The following is a 19,729-nucleotide window of genomic DNA, read 5'->3' as shown; positions in this document are numbered from 1 at the left end:
ATCTTATTTAGACCCGCTGATATAGCGTGTCGTAATAAATTGTTGATAATCTGGAGATACTTTTTTAACCAGACCCTGCGCTTTTAGAAAATTCACTGAATTGGCGATATTCTGCGTGGTACGTCCACCTAGATACTGCTGACTCAGTTGTACCTGGCGATCTGGATATTCCGCACCTGCAAGCAAAGTCGGTACATCCTGCGCATCTACACCTGTAATCTTGGCAATCTTTTTGACCGCAGGAGAATCTGCCGTCCACTGTTTCTTATTACGGTTATAACTGTCGTAATAATTCAAAGTCACCGTAGAAAATTTGCTTAAAACCTCAGGATGCTTTTTGGCAAAATCTTTGCGTGCCACCCAGACTTCAAACGTTGGAGAACCCCATTGACCCACCTGCCCTGCATCGGTCATGACCTTGCCGGTTTTTTGAATATTGGCGAGTGCAGGAGACCATACAAAAGCTGCATCAATATCACCACGACGCCAAGCCGCATTGATTTCCGCAGGTTTTAAATTCAGTAAACGAATCTGATTGGTTTTGATATTCCAGTGTTTCAAAGCACCCAATAAACTGTAATGCGCTGTAGAGGCAAATGGCGTTGCGACTTTTTTACCGATTAAATCTTTCGGGCTATGAATCCCTGAACCATTGCGTACTACCAGTGCTTCTGCACTTTTCAGATCAGTTGAAATCAGGAACACTTCAATCGGTAGATTATTTGCAACTGCTGCACCCAATGGACTTGAACCAATCAATGCAATATCCACAGAACCTGAAGCCAAAGCGGTCAACACCTCTGCCCCACTGTTAAATAAACGCCAGTCCAGCTTTTGCCCAATCGCTTTGTCATAGACACCATCTGCCTGCGCCACTTTGGCAGGTTCGATATTGGTCTGATAACCAATCACTATAGGACGTGCATTTGTCAGCCCACTCATGCCCAGTAAGACAGTGAATGAACTCAACAAAATCAATTGCTGAAGTTTCATGAGTGATTATAAAATGTGCCAGGAGAAAAGATTAAAATTCATGTTAATGGTAAGGTTTTCGTATATTAATAAAAAATATGTTTTTCAGATTTGCTTATCTTTTTTATTAATTTAGAAAGTATGCAGAGTATGCTGTGATGGTTGGAGTGGTTTGAATTTTCAGACAAAAAAAAGAAAGAGATCTCTCCCAAAACCTCTCCCTCAGAATTAGATCCTTTAACGATCCATCATGTCATTATTATAGTTATTCCCTTAAAGCAAATTAAAAAGAGTCTCTTGGGGAAGAGACCTATAAACTGTGGAGCCTGCCTGTGCTTTTCAGGTCTGAACAGAATATTTATACATCTGTTCATTATGAGTAAATAATATACATAGATCCAGACAAAATCAATAATTATGGAAAAATTTAACCTTTGTTTTAATACGTTTTTTTTGAATTTTGTTATTGAGATAACTTATAAGCAAAAAAAAAACAGGAATGGGCGAAACCCCATTCCTGTCTCTGTTCTGGCAGTATATCAGTCAGTAAACGTTACTTTTGCAATCGCTTTTTTACTTGCCTGAATAATCAGCGTACCGTTTTCTTTCACCATGTAGCTTGCATCCACAACATTCCAGTCCACTTTTACTGCACCACGACCAACAGCATCTTTAGACTGTGCCGAGTTTTTGGTTAAACCCGCTGCACGTAAAATCGAAATAATGGAAACTTCACCACCGAACTCACCACGTGAAATGGTCACTTCCGGTGTATCTTCCGGTAATTCGCCTTCAGTGATCAGATTACCCGCACCTTTATGAGCATGTTCAGCAGCTTCCGCACCGTGGAAACGTTCCACCAGTTCAAGTGCAAGAATTTTCTTCACTTCCTGCGGATTACGCCCTTCTTCAATCTCTTTCAGCAAGGCTGCAATTTCATCCAGCGATTTAAAGCTGAGTAAATCAAAATAACGTTCAATCAGGCTGTCTGGCATGGACAGGACTTTCTGGTACATCGCGCCTGGAGCATCAAATACACCAATATAGTTGCCCAGTGATTTGGACATTTTATTGACGCCATCCAGACCTTCCAGGATAGGAACGGTAATACAGACCTGAGCTTCCTGATCATAACGACCCTGAAGTGTACGACCCATCAACAGGTTAAAGGTCTGATCCGTACCGCCCAATTCCACATCTGCTTCCAGTGCAATTGAGTCATATCCCTGAACCAGCGGATATAAAAATTCATGAATCGCAATAGGCTGATGACTGTTATAACGCTTGGTAAAGTCATCACGCTCAAGCATACGGGCAACCGTCTGCTGTGAAGCCAGCTGAATCAAGTCCGCAGCAGTCCGGTTGGCAAACCATTCTGAGTTAAAGCGCACTTTGGTTTTTTCAGGGTCCAGAATTTTAAATACCTGTTCCTGATAGGTTTTGGCATTTTCCAGCACCTGCTCACGGGACAGCGGCGGGCGCGTTGCACTTTTACCCGTTGGGTCGCCAATCATGGCTGTATAGTCACCAATCAGAAAAGTGACTTCATGTCCCAGATCCTGAAAGGTTTTCAGTTTGTTGATCAGTACCGTATGCCCCAGATGTAAATCAGGTGCAGTCGGGTCGAAACCCGCTTTAATTTTTAAAGGACGGTTTTCCTTGAGTTTCTTTAAAAGATCCTCTTCAGAAATAATTTCGTGGGTGCCTCGTTGGATGAGGGCAAGTTGTTCTTCCGCCGGCAGGAAATTTGACATCACAAAATCCAATACATCAGTTATCTCATTTGTGAGATATACTAACACTTTTTCAGCACATTGCAGGCTTAAGAATCACCATGACAGCGATCTATATTGGCGTAATGACGGGCACCAGCATGGATGGTGTGGATATTGTCGCTGCTTCTTTTGATCCACTGCAGTTACATGCATCCCTGACACTGGCTTTTGATCCCGACCTTCGGGATGAGCTGATGGCGCTGACATTACCTGGTGATAATGAAATAGACCGTATGGGTAAGGCAGATGTCAGTCTGGCAAAGATGATCGGTCATGGCATCAATACCCTGATCGAAGAAAACCAGCTGGACAGATCACTGATTAAAGCCATTGGTTCACACGGGCAGACCATCCGTCACCGTCCTGAACATGGCTTTACCCTTCAGATTGGCGACCCCAATATCATTACCGAAATTACTCAGATTCCTGTTGTTTCAGACTTCCGTCGTCGTGATATGGCGGCTGGCGGTCAGGGTGCTCCTCTGGTTCCGGCTTTTCATCAGGCACTGTTTCAGCACCCGACCATCCACCGTGTCATTCTGAATTTAGGTGGAATCGCCAATGTTTCCATGTTGCCCGCTGGCAATCCGGATGATGTGTATGGATTTGACACCGGTCCTGCCAATATCCTGATGGATGCCTGGTGTCATCGTTACACCGGTCAGCCTTATGATGAAAATGGCAACTGGGCAACTTACGGTCAGCCCGTCAGAAGCCTACTGGAACGTCTGCAGTCACATGAGTATTTTTCTAAAGAACCACCCAAAAGTACAGGACGTGAAGATTTCAATCTGGAATGGCTGGATGAGCAGATTGCAGACTGGAAAAATGATCTGGAATATGACGAACTGGAAGACACTCCTGAAAATGTTCAGGCAACCTTAATGAAACTGACCACCCGCGCTATTAAAAAAGCCATTTACCGCTCACCACTCGATACAGGTGAAGTCTATGTCTGTGGTGGTGGTGCTTATAACTCACATCTGCTTGAACAGCTGCGCTGGCGTTTACGTAAACATAACTGGTCTGTACAGAGTACTTCAGCACTTGGGCTGGCGCCAACCTGGGTCGAAGCTACAGCATTTGCGTGGCTTGCCATGCGCTTTGACCAGCAACTCAGTGGCAATCTTCCTGCTGTCACAGGTGCAAAAGGTGACCGGATTCTGGGAACCGTCACGGTCGTCTGAGACCTGACTTCTGCAGCAGCGGAAATTGTTTAACAATTTTCGACCTGATATGCCTGAGACCTGTCCTTTTCTGCTTTTCCACAAAAAGTGGAATCTGTCAGCATGGACAGAAACTGTACAGAGCTATTTCTCATGACTGTAAACACTCAACGGATTACACAATTCCAGCGGGACCAGCTGACCTTTGATGTCCTGGATACAGGTCCTTTAGATGGTCAGCCTTTTGTCCTGTTACATGGCTTTCCTGAAACCAACAAAAGCTGGCAACAGACAGCTGACATTCTGAATGCTCAGGGCTTCAGAACCTATGCAGTCAATCAACGCGGATACAGCCTGGGTGCCCGTCCCAGAAACCGCAGGGATTATCGAAGTTCTGCACTGGTGGAAGATGTCCACACGCTGCTGAAGCTGATCGGACAGCCCGTGTATCTGGTCGGTCATGACTGGGGTGCGGTCATTGCCTGGGATATTGCCCAGCGTTATCCAGAAAAAATTAAGCACTTAATTTCAGTATCTGTTCCTCACAAAGCTGCATTTATGCGTTCCATGCTCAGCAGTACACAACTGTTTAAATCTTATTATATGGGACTGTTTCAGTTACCTGAAATTCCAGAACTGTTTTTTACCCGACTCTCAAAAATAGGACTGGGGCTGCTCAAAAACTCAGGTATGACTGAACAGCAGCTCAAAGACTTTCAGCAGGAAATTGTAGAAGAAAAAAGACTCAGCACGGCGCTGAATTGGTACCGTGGTATTCCTTTCAGTTCAAATAAATATCTGACTCAACCCGTCAAAGTCCCGACACTTTTCATATGGGGCAAACATGATTCAGCTATTGGTGAAAAGTCCGTTCAGCTAAACAGGCAGTATGTTGATGCGCCTTATACAGAAGTGATTATGGATGCAACGCACTGGATTCCTGTACAGAATGCGAAGCAACTGAGTGAACATATTCTTCAGGCAATTGCTGCCTGAAAGTATGCACCGTAAAAAAAGCCCTCCATTGAGGGCTTTTTTTTACGGTGCAATTAAATGGAGAAAGATGAACCACAGCCACAGGTGGTGGTTGCATTCGGGTTCTCCACGATAAAACGTGAACCTTCCAGACCTTCGATATAATCCACTTTAGAACCGACCAGATATTGATAGCTCAGCGAATCAACCAGCATTTTTACATCGCCATTGACAAATTCAGCATCATCTTCATTCATGCTTTCTGCAAAATTAAAGCCATAAGAAAAACCTGAACAGCCGCCACCTGTTACGTAAACACGTAACATCAGTTCCTGATTGCCTTCGCTGTCACGCAGCTGGCGAACTTTCTTTGCAGCATTATCAGTCATCTCAAGCGCTGGTGCATTCATGATGGGTCTTCCTCAAACAATTTGGATGGCTTAAAAACAAAAACCATATATTCAGTATAACATACTCAATATATGGTCAGTGTGTGAACTTTAAAGTTTATTCAGAGTAAAAAACTCAGAATTATTTATAGTTCTCGTCCTGCATGGAACATTCGAAGTTCTTTGGATCCTGTTTACAGCGGAATTGCCATAACAGTTTCATCATACGCTTATCGTAAACACCACGTTTGGTCAGATCAACACGCGATTCACGCATCATCTTCTGGTAACCCGGTTTATCTGCTGCAGGAACTTCCATCCAGTATTTTGCAGGAATATCAGACTTCATTTTTCCCAGAATCGTAAATGCACGCGGTAACTGTGTTTTCACCCAGTCACGTGACTTCTGCCCATAACCTGCAGGGAATTTTTCTGGACGGATAATAAGATTGCCTGTGACCTGAAGAATTGGATAATTGACGATCGCTCCCTTCGTGCCCAGACCTTTATGTAATTCCAAAGGTTTGAACACAGCTGCTGGCGCACCAATAATGTCGACCTGACCATTGTTGAATTTTGCACCGAAATTGGTGACATCTGCACTCACAGCCTGCGCACCAATCTGCTGAACCATGATTTTCTGTGCCTGGTCATAATCCAGTACTGCAATTTTCTTACCTGCCGCTTTAGCAACGGTATTGATACTGCGGTCATTAACCATCAGGAATGCATCACCTACAGGAATGACACCTGCGACTTCATACTTTCCATTGACCATGTATTTTGCAAATGTTGGACTCGCAAGTCCCTGCATCACTTTAACCGCAAGGTTCAGATCTGGAATCGCACCAATGGCATCCAGCGAACCTGTAAATTCATTGAACTGACGGCCACGCATCCCTGTTACACTGATGGCATCACACTTGCCCGCTTTAAAGTCTTCAGCAATCACGGCTTCATTCTGACCAACGCGCAGTTCAATATCTGCACCCCAGTTTTTTGCTGCCAGCTGATAATCTTTCATAAGCGTATAAACGTCACCGCTTTTACCGACCAGGTCAAATACACACATCACCTGTTTAGCCTGAACTGCACCTGCTGCTGTCATCAGACCTGCACCAAGCATCAAAACTTTAGACCATTGTTTCATTTTTTATTTCCTTGTCATTGTTTTTTGTTATTCAGTCACACTGAATTATTAGGGTTTATTCATCATTCAGCGGACACTCAAAAGACTGAGGGTCTTCACTGCAACGAATTTTTTTCATCAGTCCAAGCACACGCTTATCAAAGCGTCCTGATTTCATCAGATCAATACGGGCTTCCCGCATCAGTTTAATATAACCAAGATGATCTTCTTTCGGCACATTCAGCCAGTATTTTGCAGGAATATCCTTTTCAAGTTTACCAATAATCTGTGTTGCACGTGGCAGCTGAGAAGCCACATATAATCGACTCTTCTGCCCATAACCTTCAGGGAAGCGGTCTTTGTGAATGATCAGATTTCCTGTGATCTGTGCCAGTGGAAAACGGTAAATCGCACCTTTCGTACCCAGCCCCCGATACAGTTCAAGCGGTTTAAAAGCCACTGCCGGTGCTGCAATAATATCCACCTGACCGTTATTGAATTTTGGTCCAGCACTTAAAATATCAGTGGTCACAGGCTGTGCACCCATTTTCTGTACCATTTCTTTCTGAGACTGATCAAAATCCAGAACCGCAATTTTCTTGCCTGCGGCTTTAGCAACAGTATTGATACTGCGGTCATTCACAAAAATATATGCTGCTCCAATCGGAATCAGACCAACAACTTCATAATCATTGCGGATCATCTCTTTTGCAAACTGTGGACGAGACAGAAACTGTAAAAATTTAATGGCACTGCTCAGAGACGGTAATGCGCCTGGCGCATCAATAGAACCTGTAAATGAGTTGAACTGACGTCCACGTAAACCACTGATGGCAACACCATCACAGCGCTTCGCCTTAAAGTCTTCTGTCGCCACACGCTCATCGTTATAGACTTTGACATCCAGATCAGCACCCCATTTTTTTGCTTCGAGGGCATAATCTTTCATCAGCGCATAGGCATCGCCTGCCTTACCTGCGACATCAAAAACACAGAATGTCTGTTTTGCCTGTACATTAAGGGCAAATAAAAGACCTGCTGCCAGTACAAATCCTTTTTTTTGTAGTTTCATTTTCATCCTGAAAATTTTATTTATTCTGTGATCAGATTAATCTTTTTTTAAAGTCTTGCGAATGGCACAAATGACACAACTGCTGAAAGCAAAAAACCTGGATCAAATCCAGGTTTTTTGCTTATAAATCAGAATTATTCACCACCAAGTGAACACTCGAAGTTTGCTTTATCGACAGAACAGCGTGCTTTTTTCAGTACGCTCATCATGCCTGCATCATAAATACCCGATTTCGTTAATTCCAGACGACCATCACGCATCAGTTTCTGATATTTCAGTTTGTCTTCTGCAGTCAGGTTCATTTTATACTTCGCAGGAATACCACTTTCCAGACGGTTGATCATGGCAAAGCTTTTCGGCAGATTCTTCACAAAATAATCACGCGATTTCTGACCAAAGCCTGCAGGGAACTGTTCGGGACGGATAATAAAGTCAGCTGTTACCTGTAACACAGGGAAGTTAAACATTGCACCGTTTGTTCCCAGACCTTTATAGATTTCCAGCGGCTTATACGCATAGGCTGGCGCACCAACCATATCCACCTGACCATTGTTGAATTTTGCAACAAAGTTTGACACATCAGACGCAACAGCCTGAGCACCGACACGCTGTACTAAGATTTTCTGCGCATTGTCATAGCTTAAAACGGCAAACTTTTTACCTGCTGCTTTTTCAATGGAGTTGATGCTTTTATCACGCACAAAAATAAATGCTGAACCTAAAGGTGCAATACCTGCAACTTCATATTTTTTTCCGCTGAGATTAGTCGTCATTTTTGCAGCATTACGGCTGTCCAGGGCAAAAGTAATTGCTTTCTGTGCAATTGCATTGCTTGGTACACCACCAATTGAATCAATTGATCCTACAAATTTATTATACTGACGTGCACGCATGGCAGTCATAAAGACGCCATCACATTTACCCGCTTTAAAATCGTTATCAGCAACTGCTTCATCCTGACGTGGGATCAGATTCACATCTGCTCCCCATCCTTTTGCAGCCAGTGCCCATTCCTGAGCCATCTGATAAGACTCACCGGATTTGCCCAGTAAATCAAATACACAGACATCCACTTTTTCAGCCTGAGCTGTCGTTGTGATACCTACCGCTGTAAAAGCAGCCAATGCAAGGAGGGTTTTTTTCATTGTATTTTTTCCTTTAAGAATCTTGTTGTCACATAAGTGTCCATACACCAGATAATTTTAAGCAAGTTCCCGATAAAAAAATAGAGCATTTACTCCATTTTTTTTGATTATTTCTTACTTTTTTAACAACATATGAACCAGGTATCATTTTATAAATATAAAAATACAATTTTTTCATATAGTTATATTTTTATAAGATTTATGCCTGATTTACATTGCAAACTTTTTTTTACAATGTCACTAAAAACGGCCTACCTATTCGCCACCCAGTGAACATTCAAAATTGGTCCGTTCAACCGTACAGCGTGCTTTTTTCAGTACAGTCATCATGGTTGCATCATAAACACCCTGTTTAGTCAGATCCATACGCCCTTCTCTTAACAGCTTCTGATACTTTTCCTGATCTTCTTTTTCCAGATTCATTTTATATTTTGCCGGTATTTCGGCTTCCATACGTTTCACCTGCGCAAAACTTTTCGGCAGCTGTCTGACAAACCAGCTTCTGGACTGTACAGCAAAATTATCTTCGAACTTTCCAGGTCGGATAATCAGATCAGCTGTGACATTGACCACAGGAAAATTAAACATTGCTCCTTTCGTACCGAGACCTTTGTACATCTCAAGTGGCTTAAATGCGTAAGCCGGTGCAGCGACAATATCCACTTCACCTGAATTGAATTTTTTAATAAAGTTCGAAATATCAGACATGACCGGCACAGCACCAAAACGCTCCACCATCATTTTCTGTGCCTGGTCATAATGCAGGACAGCAAATTTTTTCCCTTTACCTTTTTCAAGAGTATTGATGGAACGGTCACGGACAAATATATATGCTGTTCCAATCTGGCCAATGCCTGCAACTTCAAACTGTTCCTTGCCGATTGTGCTGACCAGTCTTTTATTGTTTCTCTTATCCAGGACATAAGCGATTGCTTTCTGGGCAATACTGTTACTGGGAACACCGCCCAGTGCATCAATTGAACCTGCAAATTTGTTATATGAACGGGCGCGCATGGAGGTCATATAAAAAGCATCACATTCACCGGCTTTAAAATCACTCTCAACTTTAGCTTCATCCTGATAGGCAATCAGGTTGATATCGCCACCCCAGCTTTTTGCAGCCAGTGCCCATTCCTCAAGTAATTTATAGGATTCTCCTGCTTTTCCCAGCAGGTCGAACACACAGACATTTTCCTTTGCTTCTGCCACACTGGAAGCCCCTAGAACTGTCAGTGCAGACAATAACAAAATTCCTTTTTTCATTATCCTTCCTCATTATTCTTTTCTGGTTTTCATGCTCTTTGACTATAACGCTGTTCTTTTTCCAAAAATAGAGTAATTACTCCATTTCCGACAAAATGCAGATTTCCTGAATAAAATCACAACTTTCCATCAACCAGTAGACATATTCTGCTGCTTGTCTTTTCTTCGCATTATTTTTTCATTTCCAGGCGGCTTCCTTTAGAATATGCCCAACTTTTGCTTCGTTTGATAATTCAATGATTCAGCTCGACCAGCTCTCTATACGCCGCAATGGACGCATATTATTTCAAAAAGCATCCATGCAACTTCATCCAGGCTGGAAAATTGGCTTAACCGGGGTCAATGGTGCGGGCAAATCCACCCTTTTTTCTGCTTTACTCGGTGGCATGGAATCTGACAGTGGTTCTCTGACCCGTCCTGCGGTATGGACAGTGGCGCACATGGCTCAGGAAATTAAAGCACTGGATATGAAAGCCATTGATTTTGTGCTGTCAGGCGATGAAGAATACTGGAGTATTCAGCATAAACTGGAACATCCGGATCAACTGAGTGACGAAGAGATTGCTCATCTTTATGGCCGTTTTGACGAAATTCACGGCTATACCGCCCCATCCAAAGCTGCACAGCTGATGGCTGGACTTGGATTTTTTGAACATCAGTCAGAACTGCTGGTTTCAAGTTTCTCAGGTGGATGGCGGATGCGCCTGAATCTAGCACGTACCCTGATGAGCCGTTCGGATCTCCTGCTGCTGGATGAACCGACCAACCATCTCGATTTAGACGCTATTTTATGGCTGGAAGACTGGTTAAAAGCCTATGAAGGTACTCTGATTCTGATTTCACATGACCGTGATTTCCTGGATGCCATTACTGACCATATTCTGCATATTGAAAATCAGGAACTGACGCTTTATACGGGTAATTATTCAACCTTTGAGCGTACCCGTGCAGAGCGCCTTGCACAACAGCAACAGGCTTATGAAAAACAGCTGGAAACCCGTGCGCATTTACAGAAATATATTGACCGTTTTAAAGCTCAGGCAACCAAAGCCAAACAGGCACAGAGCCGGATCAAACAGCTGGAACGTATGCAGGAACTGTCTGCAGCTCATGTAGACACCCCTTTTACGTTCAGTTTCCGTGAACCGAGTAAAATGAGTTCACCATTGTTGCAACTGGAGCATGCTGATATTGGTTATGGCGATAAACTGATTGTCACCAATGTCAGTTTGCAGATTACGCCGAACAGCCGTATTGGTTTACTGGGAATGAATGGTGCGGGTAAATCCACCTTAATCAAATCACTGGTGGGTGATCTTCCTCTGATCCAGGGGCACCGAAAAGCCTCTGAATTACTCAATATCGGTTATTTTGCCCAGCATCAGATGGATGCCCTGGATGGTCATGCCAGCCCAATGCTGCAACTGTCACGTATTGCTGATAAAAAAATCAGTGAAGCGTCGTTACGTTCATTTCTGGGAAGTTTCGGCTTCAGTGGTGAGCGCATGGATACCCCGAGTGAAAGTTTCTCTGGTGGTGAACGTGCCCGTCTAGCTTTGGCTTTAATTGTATGGCAACGCCCGAATGTACTGATTCTGGACGAACCAACCAACCACCTGGACCTGGATATGCGTCATGCCCTGACTATGGCACTTCAGGACTTTGAAGGTGCGGTAGTACTGGTTTCACATGAACGCCAGCTGATTTCTGCTGTGTGTGATGAACTGATCCTGGTGCATGGTGGTCAGAGCCGTGAATTTGAAGGTGATTTAACTGCTTATGCAGACTGGTTACGCCAGGCACGCATCGACATGATCAAAAATGGTCAGAAACCTGCAGCACCTGTTCAGTCGCAGGTCGTTGAAAAAACTGTTATTTCAAAACTGGATAAAGAAGGTCAGCGTAAGGAAGCCGCCCGTCAGCGTGAACTCAGCCGACCGATACGTAAAAATATTGAAAAAAATGAAGCTCAGATTGAGAAAATTCAGCCACGTCTGGCACAGATTGAAGAACTGCTTGCAGATACATCCCTTTATGAAGCCAGCAGAAAGGATGATTTACTGAAACTGATGAATGAACAGACTGAACTGAAAGGAAAACTGGAACAGATTGAAGAACAGATGCTTGAACTGATGATGCAGCTGGAAGAACTGGAAAGTTCTTTCGAATAAGTCATTCCAGTCAGTCTATTCCACTTAAAAAGCCGTTATTTAACGGCTTTTTTTGGGTCTGTAGAAAAATAATGAAGTCTTCAGCAAGACCTGATTGTCAGCAAACCGCTGGGGTATCTCTCGACGTTGAAATATAAAAACAATTAACTTATTGATTTAATTATACTTATTTTAATTAATAACTTTTATTTATATATTTCCGTGGAACATTTTTAGTTATTCTTAATATTAATTAGTCTGACTTAAGAGTATCATTTATTAAATAAATACAGTATCAATCCATATCCCTGTGACCCTGAGTCAGACATTTAACCTGAAAGACTGTTAACCCAGTTACCAATCAGATCAATACCCGCTGAAACTCAGATTTCATTCATATTTTTAAATTCATAACGCAGGGATTAAAACCAGCAAACAACTTGTGGATAAATAAAAACGGTATCCTGTCTGTCACTCTCAACGGATTATCAGATCTGATACTGAAATTTCGAGATTTGATGTGGATAATTTTTTATTCAACCCGTTTAAATTTTCTTATTGACTGTATTTTCAGAGCCTTAAACTAAGTTATCCACAGTATTTACTGGTGCTATTTTATCCTGGTTTTGTATAAAACATCGTCAATTCTGACGAATGACAAGTGATTATTTTCATTTTAAACAGGGACAGGAGTGGCTATTTTTGATTCAAAATAACCACCCTGAATAAACTTTTTACGGAGAAAAATTTTATATTTTGATTATGTTGAATATTTTTATCTGCATTTACTGTATAAAATGCATCTGAGAAGATGTTCTCAGAAGGCTGATCTGCTCAATTTAACTCAAATATGACACCATTCACGATGTCATTTCATGTCTAAGACAATTTTCTGGATTTACAGAAACGCAGTTCCACCACTTTCCATTCATCATAAAAAACCCATGATTCCTGTATCACAGTGGGTTCATTTTCCAGTTCCAGGGTAACCCGGCACTCAGTCAGATCGCGGTTAAATTCAAACTCCTCACTCATAATCTCTGGTTTCTGAGGCTTCCATACACCATTTTTAACCGCATGAGCAATTTTTTCATAACGGGTGTAATTACTCTCCGTCACGCCTTCCTTTTCATACACAACGCGAAAGGATTCATCTTCATATTGCGCAAGCACATCATAATTTCCTGTAAAAAATGCATTTACCCAGATATCACGGATATGTTCAAGTTGGTTATCCATCTCACAGCCTCTTGTTTTATATCTGATTTGTCGAATAATCCGATAGTCGCATAAAAATAAGACAGTTTGATAAAATTTAGATGACGTTACAGAGATACATCATAAAGATGTCAGCTGATACACCATTATTTTTCACAAAAAAAACCCTGAACAGCGAACTGTTCAGGGTTTTATGTGTTTAATTCAGTTAAGCATCAATATCAGCATTTAACGCATTTTCTTCAATAAAGGCTCTGCGTGGTTCCACATCATCGCCCATTAAGCAGGCAAACATACGGTCAGCTTCAATCGCATCCTGAATTGTAACCTGAAGCATATTGCGGTTTTCTGGGTCCATCGTTGTTTCCCAAAGCTGCTCAGCATTCATCTCACCCAGACCTTTATAACGCTGAATCATCATGCCACGGCGTGAATCGGACAGAATCTGCTGCCATACCTGATGGAAAGTGGATACCTGAATTTTACGCTCACCTTTCTGCAAATAAGCACCTGCTTCGAGTAAAGTAAACCAGCTTTTCGAATTCTGCAGTAAACGCTTATATTCACTCGATGCAAGCAGACCCTGATCTAGCAGATAATGATGCGGTAAATTATGCACATATACGGTCACACGCGGCCAGTACTGCATCACTTTCGCACCATCTACGAGTTCTTTTTCAAAGGATTCAAGCGTAATTTCTGGACGTAAACCCGGTTGCTGTGCCTCAATAGCAGCACGTAACTGTTCTGCCCATTGTTTCACATAGTTTTCATCCTGGTTCTGATCCAGTTTAAATGCTTCCAGTCCAAGCAGACCATCCAGCAGACTTGCAGGATAACGCACAGTTAAACGCTGTAAGCTTTTTTGTGAAGTCTGATAATCAGAAATCACTTTTTCCAGTGCTTCGCCACGAATAGCCGGTGCTTCTGCACTGATATGCAGTTCCAGCTCATCAATCGCATTGGAAATCAGATAAGTTTCCAGTGCATCATTATCTTTAATGTACTGTTCCTGTTTGCCTTTTTTCAGCTTATAAAGTGGCGGCTGGGCAATATAGATATAACCACGTTCCACAAGTTCCGGCATCTGACGGAAGAAGAAAGTCAGTAACAGTGTACGGATGTGTGAACCGTCCACGTCAGCATCGGTCATGATGATGATTTTATGGTAACGCAATTTATCTGGATTATATTCTTCACGACCAATACCACAACCCAGTGCGGTAATCAGCGTACCCACTTCCTGAGAAGAAATCATTTTGTCAAAACGGGCACGTTCCACGTTCAGAATTTTACCTTTTAACGGTAAAATCGCCTGCATTTTACGGTTACGGCCCTGTTTTGCTGAACCACCCGCAGAGTCACCCTCGACCAGGTAAAGTTCAGACAGTGCTGGATCTTTTTCCTGACAGTCCGCCAGTTTCCCTGGTAAACCTGCAATATCCAACGCACTCTTACGGCGTGTCATTTCACGGGCTTTACGTGCTGCATCACGCGCACGTGCTGCATCAATAATTTTACCGGCAATGGACTTGGCAGCCTGTGGGTTTTCCAGCAGATATTCAGAGAATGATTTATTCATGGCCTGCTCAACTGCAGGTTTAACTTCACTGGACACCAGTTTTTCTTTGGTCTGCGAAGAGAATTTTGGATCAGGCACTTTCACTGAAACAATGGCAGTCAGACCTTCACGGGCATCATCACCCGATACAGCAACTTTCTCTTTTTTCAGTAAGTTTTCGCTTTCCATATAGCTGTTCAGACCACGGGTCAGTGCAGCACGGAAACCAGCCAGGTGTGTACCACCATCTTTCTGTGGAATGTTATTGGTAAAGCAACGTACATTTTCCTGATACGTGTCATTCCATTGCAGTGCCACTTCCACAGCAATGCCATTTTCAGCCTGTGTGGTGAAATGGAAAATCTCATTCAGATGTGTTTTGCCCTGGTTGATGTATTTAACAAACTCAGACAGACCACCTTCGTAGTCATAAATATGTTCCAGTGCCACACGCTCATCACGCAGTACAATGCGTACACCTGCGTTCAGGAATGACAGTTCACGTAAACGGCGTGCCAGAATATCCACGTTAAAAATGGTCTGACTGAAGGTTTCAGCACTTGGCCAAAAGCGGACAACTGTTCCCGATGTGGTGGTGTCACCGATCACTTGCAGCGGATAAACCGGATCGCCGTGTTTATATTCCTGCTGATGAATATGACCTGCACGATGAATGGTCAGCTCCAGTTTACTGGAGAGTGCATTCACCACTGACACGCCTACGCCGTGCAGACCACCAGATACTTTATAGCTGTTGTCATCAAACTTACCGCCTGCATGCAGGATGGTCAGAATCACTTCAGCAGCTGACACCCCTTCCTCAGGGTGAATATCGGTAGGAATACCACGGCCATTATCGGATACACTGACCGATTCATCTTCATGAATGGTTACAATGATCTCATCACAGTGTCCTGCCAGTGCTTCATCAATCGCATTATCCACGACTTCAAAGACCATATGATGCAGACCTGAACCATCATCTGTATCACCAATATACATGCCTGGACGTTTACGTACCGCATCCAGTCCACGTAATACTTTAATACTGGAGGAGTCATAAGCCTTTTCAGTGGTTAGTTCTGTTTGAGAAGCTGCTTGATCTTCTGAACTCATGGTTTCTCCCTGATAAATAATGGGTCTGTCCAAAACTGGCGAAAATATAAAATCATGGCCCAGCAACCTGAACCTGTCCCTGCTCCACATGGAACAACCGGTAACAGATAGATAAATCATGTAAATGTTTTTTTACTGATTGCTGGTCCAGCGTGGTGATAAAAACCTGACTGCCTAACTGGCTCAGACGTTCAATTAATCGCTGTTGTGCAGTTAAATCTAATTCTGCTGTCACATCATCCAATAATACCACAGTTTCCTTATTACAGGCATGTAACATGGCAATTTGCGACAGTTTCAGCGCCATGATCAGCAGTTTTTTCTGCCCTCTGGACAGAACTGTATCAGCATCGCCCAATGGGGTTTTAAAACGCAGATCTGCACGGTGCGGACCGTATTCGGTATAACGTCTGTCCACATCTTTCTGGTGATACTGAATCAGATCACTGGCCAGTCCATGTTCCACATGGAACCCTGCGCTGTATTCCATCTGAATATCCAGATCAGGCAATAACTGAGCCAGATCCTGCTGCAGATACTGTTTCCACTGCTCCACTATTTCCATGCGCTGTGAATGCAGAATTTCCCCATAATCACTGAGCATTTTATTCCAGGGTTCAAGTTCTGACAGGGAAATATTGCGCTGTGACTTCAGCAGACTGTTGCGCTGTTTCAATGCACGTGAGTAATACTGCCATGCATGATAAAACTCTGGTTCCACGTGAAACATAAGCCAGTCGAGCAGCTGTCTTCTGGGTTTTGCACCATGATCAATAATGTCTGTACTTTGTGGGTCAATCAGCTGTAACGGCAGTATGCGGGCAAGCTGCCCCTGTGTGGCAATGGAATCACCATTGACCTTAATCAGCTGCTCTCCACTCTGCAGTTTCTGCATGCCTATTTTTTCAGAGGCAGACTGGGCAAAGACCACGGCATCGGCAGTATCATGCTGAATATAGTTTTTAGGAATATGGGTACGGAAAGAACGCCCTGTTGCCAGCAGATGAATGGCTTCCAGAACGGAGGTTTTACCGGAACCATTCTGCCCATAAAAAACATTAAACGGCTGCAACTCATGGAGTGCAACCGCTTTCAGATTTCGGACACGTTGTATATTTAAACGCGTAATATGCATGGTTTTTAAAAAGCAGACTGTTTAAACACGCATCGGCATGACCACATAGGTCTGATTCTGCTGGGTCGGATCCTGTACCAGTACAGACTGATTAGCTTCAGTCATGGTCATGGCAACATCATCGCCATCCAGCACGCTTAAAACGTCAAGAATATACTGTGCATTGAAAGACATTTCCATTGGCGTATCTGCATACTGAATCGCCAGATCTTCAACAGCTTCGTCCTGTTCTGGGTTATTGGCACGTAACTGTAAAGAATCAGCACCAAAATTCAGAAATACACCGCGTAATTTTTCATTACTTAAAATCGAAACACGCTGTAAAGACTGCTTGAACACATCATGCGCGATCACCACTTTTTTGTCGCCACCACGAGGAATAACGCGGCGATAGTCCGGGAATTTCCCATCAATCAGTTTGGTGGTGAAACGGACCGTAATATCACCCTGCTCTTTATCACGGCTTGGAGTGCTGATAGTGACATTCAGCAGTTCACGACCGATCAGCAAGGTTAACTGTTCATCTTCAATACTGAGCAGACGCTGTAATTCACCCACGGCTTTACGTGGCACAATAGCCTGAACCAACTGACCCGCATTGGAAGACGCCAGTGTTTCACACAATGCCAGACGGTGACCATCTGTGGTGACTGCACGCAACTGACTGTCATCAATTTCAAGCAGAGTACCAGTCAGATAAAAACGGACATCCTGAACCGCCATTGCAAACGCTGTTTTTTCAAACAGACGTTTCAGCTCACGTTCAGTCACCTGAACCTGAGTACCCTGAGTGTTTTCAGTGGTCAGTAATGGATAGTCTTCAGCAGGCAAAGTCCCCAGCACAAAACGGCTTGCACCCGATTTTAAAATACAGCGCTGATCTTCAGTGATCTGCAGATCCACAATCGCAGCAGCAGGTAAAGATTTACAGATATCCATCAGTTTACGGGCAGGAACCGTCGTTTCACCTGGCTGCAGACAAGCACCCTCAGCAAGTGTGGTACTGGCCACCAGCTCAACTTCCAGGTCAGAACCTGTAATGGTTAAAGCCTGTTGATTTGCCTGAATTTTTACGTTTGAAAGAATATTTAAAGTATGGCGACGTTCAACGGCTCCGACCACATGTGACAACACATTGACTAAGCTTTCTTTCGCGATTTTCAAACGCACGATGGATTCCTCTAAATCTGGATAACGGTAAATAATCTGGGTAAATTTATTTTTTAGCTATGTACTATGCGGCAGAATATGCCGCATTGCAAGAACAGAATATGATCAAAAAATCAGCTTTGTAACAGACGCTGCAGATTCTTATAATCTTCATTAAAGATTGGATCTTCATCCCTTAAACTCAGGACTTTTTCACAGGCATGCATCACGGTACTGTGATCACGACCACCAAATGCCATACCGATTTCAGGGAAACTGTCTCCGGTCAGTTCACGTGCAAGCCCCATGGCCAGCTGGCGTGGACGCGCATAAATACGGGTACGCTTGGGTCCCATCAGCTCTTTTAATGGAATCCGGAAATATTCACTGACCACACGCTGAATATTCTCAGTACTGATGGTTCTTGCACGTATCGCCAGAACATCCTTCAAAGATTCACGGACAACATCAAGATCAATCACCGTACCTTTAAAGCGTGAAATGGCAACAACTTTGTTCAGTGCACCTTCCAGTTCACGAACGTTTGCCACCACCTGCTGCGCAATAAACAGAGCACAGTTACGCGGCAGTTCAACACCACTGCTTTCAGCTTTTTTTAATAAAATCTCAATCCGGGTTTCAATATCAGGTGGCTCAACACCCACAGAAAGCCCCCATGAAAAACGGGACACCAGACGTGCATCCAGCTCAGTCAACTCTTTGGGATAACGGTCTGATGTTAAAATAATCTGCTTGGATTCATCCAGTAAGGCATTGAATGTATAGAAAAACTCTACAAGACTGGCTTCTTTGCCTGCCAGGAGATGGATATCATCCACAAGCAACAGATCGAGAGAGCGGCAGTTCTTTTTAAATTCTTCCACTTTCCCCTGCTGCAGCGAGCTGACAAAATCCTGTACAAAACTTTCTGCAGTCATGTACATCACACGTGCATTCGGTTTTGCCTGAAGTAAGGCATTACCGACAGCCTGCATCAGGTGGGTTTTACCCAGACCTGTAGGACCATATAAAAACAGTGGATTATGCTGTGAAGCCCCCAGCTGTGTCAGAACTTTACGGCAGGTCTCTGCTGCCATCTGGTTGGAACGGCCTTCAACAAAAAGAGAAAAAGTAAACAGTGGATTCAGCTGACGCTTTCGACTGTTTTTAAGATTTCCCTCATCTTTTTCTTTTTTAGGCTTCGTTACAGGAACAGGCACTGATTCCAGCGCAGCAGTTGTGGTTGCCGGTTGTTCAGCAGCTGACAGGATTGCTCCAGGACGTGAATCTACCTGGATTTCAACTTTACGGACCCGACCTTCGGACAACTGTTCCGCAAGGATCGTGATCAGCTCAAGATGGTGCTCCTGAATATAACGCGTCCAGTAAGGATTAGGCGCATACAGACGGAGTGTATCCCCTTGATCCTCAGCGACCAAAGGTCTTATCCACATCGTAAAGACATTACCTGATAACTCTTGACGCAAACGGGTCAAGCAGTCTGTCCAAAGCAT

15 protein-coding genes are annotated in these 19,729 nt (G+C 43.5%); 3 read left to right on the top strand and 12 right to left on the bottom strand.

The window, feature by feature from the left end:
* Nucleotides 1-3: 3 nt before the first annotated feature.
* Entirely contained in the window at nt 4-993 is a 990-nt protein-coding gene (tauA, locus tag CDG60_RS00815) for a taurine ABC transporter substrate-binding protein (protein WP_087513939.1), read from the bottom strand.
* A gap of 518 nt (nt 994-1,511) precedes the next feature.
* Entirely contained in the window at nt 1,512-2,726 is a 1,215-nt protein-coding gene (gene tyrS / locus CDG60_RS00810; protein ID WP_087513938.1) for a tyrosine--tRNA ligase, read from the bottom strand.
* Between the two features lie 80 nt (nt 2,727-2,806).
* On the opposite strand from tyrS, the gene CDG60_RS00805 reads away from it, so the two are divergent.
* Nucleotides 2,807-3,934 carry an anhydro-N-acetylmuramic acid kinase gene (locus tag CDG60_RS00805; RefSeq protein ID WP_087513937.1) on the top strand — a complete coding sequence of 376 codons (1,128 nt, stop codon included), beginning with the start codon at nt 2,807-2,809 and terminating at the stop codon, nt 3,932-3,934.
* Between the two features lie 132 nt (nt 3,935-4,066).
* Nucleotides 4,067-4,909, top strand: coding sequence for an alpha/beta fold hydrolase (locus CDG60_RS00800; RefSeq protein WP_087513936.1), 843 nt, complete (start codon nt 4,067-4,069; stop codon nt 4,907-4,909).
* 53 nt (nt 4,910-4,962) lie between these two features.
* On the opposite strand, the gene erpA is transcribed toward CDG60_RS00800, so the two are convergent.
* The 5 genes from erpA to CDG60_RS00775 all read right to left on the bottom strand — a co-directional run bounded on the left by erpA (nt 4,963) and on the right by CDG60_RS00775 (nt 9,886).
* Complete coding sequence (erpA, locus tag CDG60_RS00795) at nt 4,963-5,298, bottom strand: iron-sulfur cluster insertion protein ErpA (RefSeq protein WP_087513935.1); 336 nt, start codon at nt 5,296-5,298, stop codon at nt 4,963-4,965.
* 121 nt (nt 5,299-5,419) lie between these two features.
* On the bottom strand, nt 5,420-6,427 hold the full coding sequence (locus tag CDG60_RS00790) for a putative solute-binding protein (protein ID WP_087513934.1): 1,008 nt from the start codon (nt 6,425-6,427) through the stop codon (nt 5,420-5,422).
* Nucleotides 6,428-6,482: 55 nt separating this feature from the next.
* Entirely contained in the window at nt 6,483-7,478 is a 996-nt protein-coding gene (locus CDG60_RS00785; RefSeq protein WP_087513933.1) for a putative solute-binding protein, read from the bottom strand.
* Between the two features lie 134 nt (nt 7,479-7,612).
* Nucleotides 7,613-8,623 (bottom strand): putative solute-binding protein, encoded by a 1,011-nt coding sequence (locus CDG60_RS00780; RefSeq protein WP_087513932.1) that lies wholly within the window; start codon nt 8,621-8,623, stop codon nt 7,613-7,615.
* Between the two features lie 255 nt (nt 8,624-8,878).
* Nucleotides 8,879-9,886, bottom strand: a complete 1,008-nt coding sequence (locus CDG60_RS00775) for a putative solute-binding protein (RefSeq protein ID WP_087513931.1) — start codon at nt 9,884-9,886, stop codon at nt 8,879-8,881.
* Between the two features lie 236 nt (nt 9,887-10,122).
* On the opposite strand from CDG60_RS00775, the gene CDG60_RS00770 reads away from it, so the two are divergent.
* Nucleotides 10,123-12,057: an ATP-binding cassette domain-containing protein gene (locus CDG60_RS00770; RefSeq protein WP_087513930.1), complete on the top strand. Its 1,935-nt coding sequence runs from the start codon at nt 10,123-10,125 to the stop codon at nt 12,055-12,057.
* 858 nt (nt 12,058-12,915) lie between these two features.
* Here the strand turns inward: CDG60_RS00770 and CDG60_RS00765 are convergent.
* From CDG60_RS00765 to dnaA, 5 genes are all read right to left on the bottom strand, one after another.
* Nucleotides 12,916-13,275 carry a hypothetical protein gene (locus CDG60_RS00765; RefSeq protein WP_087513929.1) on the bottom strand — a complete coding sequence of 120 codons (360 nt, stop codon included), beginning with the start codon at nt 13,273-13,275 and terminating at the stop codon, nt 12,916-12,918.
* A 187-nt stretch (nt 13,276-13,462) separates the two neighbouring features.
* The gene (gene gyrB / locus CDG60_RS00760; protein WP_087513928.1) at nt 13,463-15,931 is read right to left on the bottom strand and encodes a DNA topoisomerase (ATP-hydrolyzing) subunit B; all 2,469 of its coding nucleotides are present in this window, start codon (nt 15,929-15,931) and stop codon (nt 13,463-13,465) included.
* Nucleotides 15,932-15,983: 52 nt separating this feature from the next.
* Nucleotides 15,984-17,066, bottom strand: coding sequence for a DNA replication/repair protein RecF (recF, locus tag CDG60_RS00755; RefSeq protein WP_087513927.1), 1,083 nt, complete (start codon nt 17,064-17,066; stop codon nt 15,984-15,986).
* A gap of 21 nt (nt 17,067-17,087) precedes the next feature.
* On the bottom strand, nt 17,088-18,236 hold the full coding sequence (dnaN, locus tag CDG60_RS00750; RefSeq protein ID WP_087513926.1) for a DNA polymerase III subunit beta: 1,149 nt from the start codon (nt 18,234-18,236) through the stop codon (nt 17,088-17,090).
* A gap of 113 nt (nt 18,237-18,349) precedes the next feature.
* A complete protein-coding gene (gene dnaA / locus CDG60_RS00745; protein ID WP_087513947.1) occupies nt 18,350-19,729 on the bottom strand; it encodes a chromosomal replication initiator protein DnaA in 1,380 nt (459 codons plus the stop codon).

It is taken from the genome of Acinetobacter chinensis, from assembly GCF_002165375.2.
GTDB lineage: Bacteria > Pseudomonadota > Gammaproteobacteria > Pseudomonadales > Moraxellaceae > Acinetobacter > Acinetobacter chinensis.
Note: the sequence above shows the minus strand (reverse complement) of the source record. Positions and strands in the feature narration are given on the sequence as shown.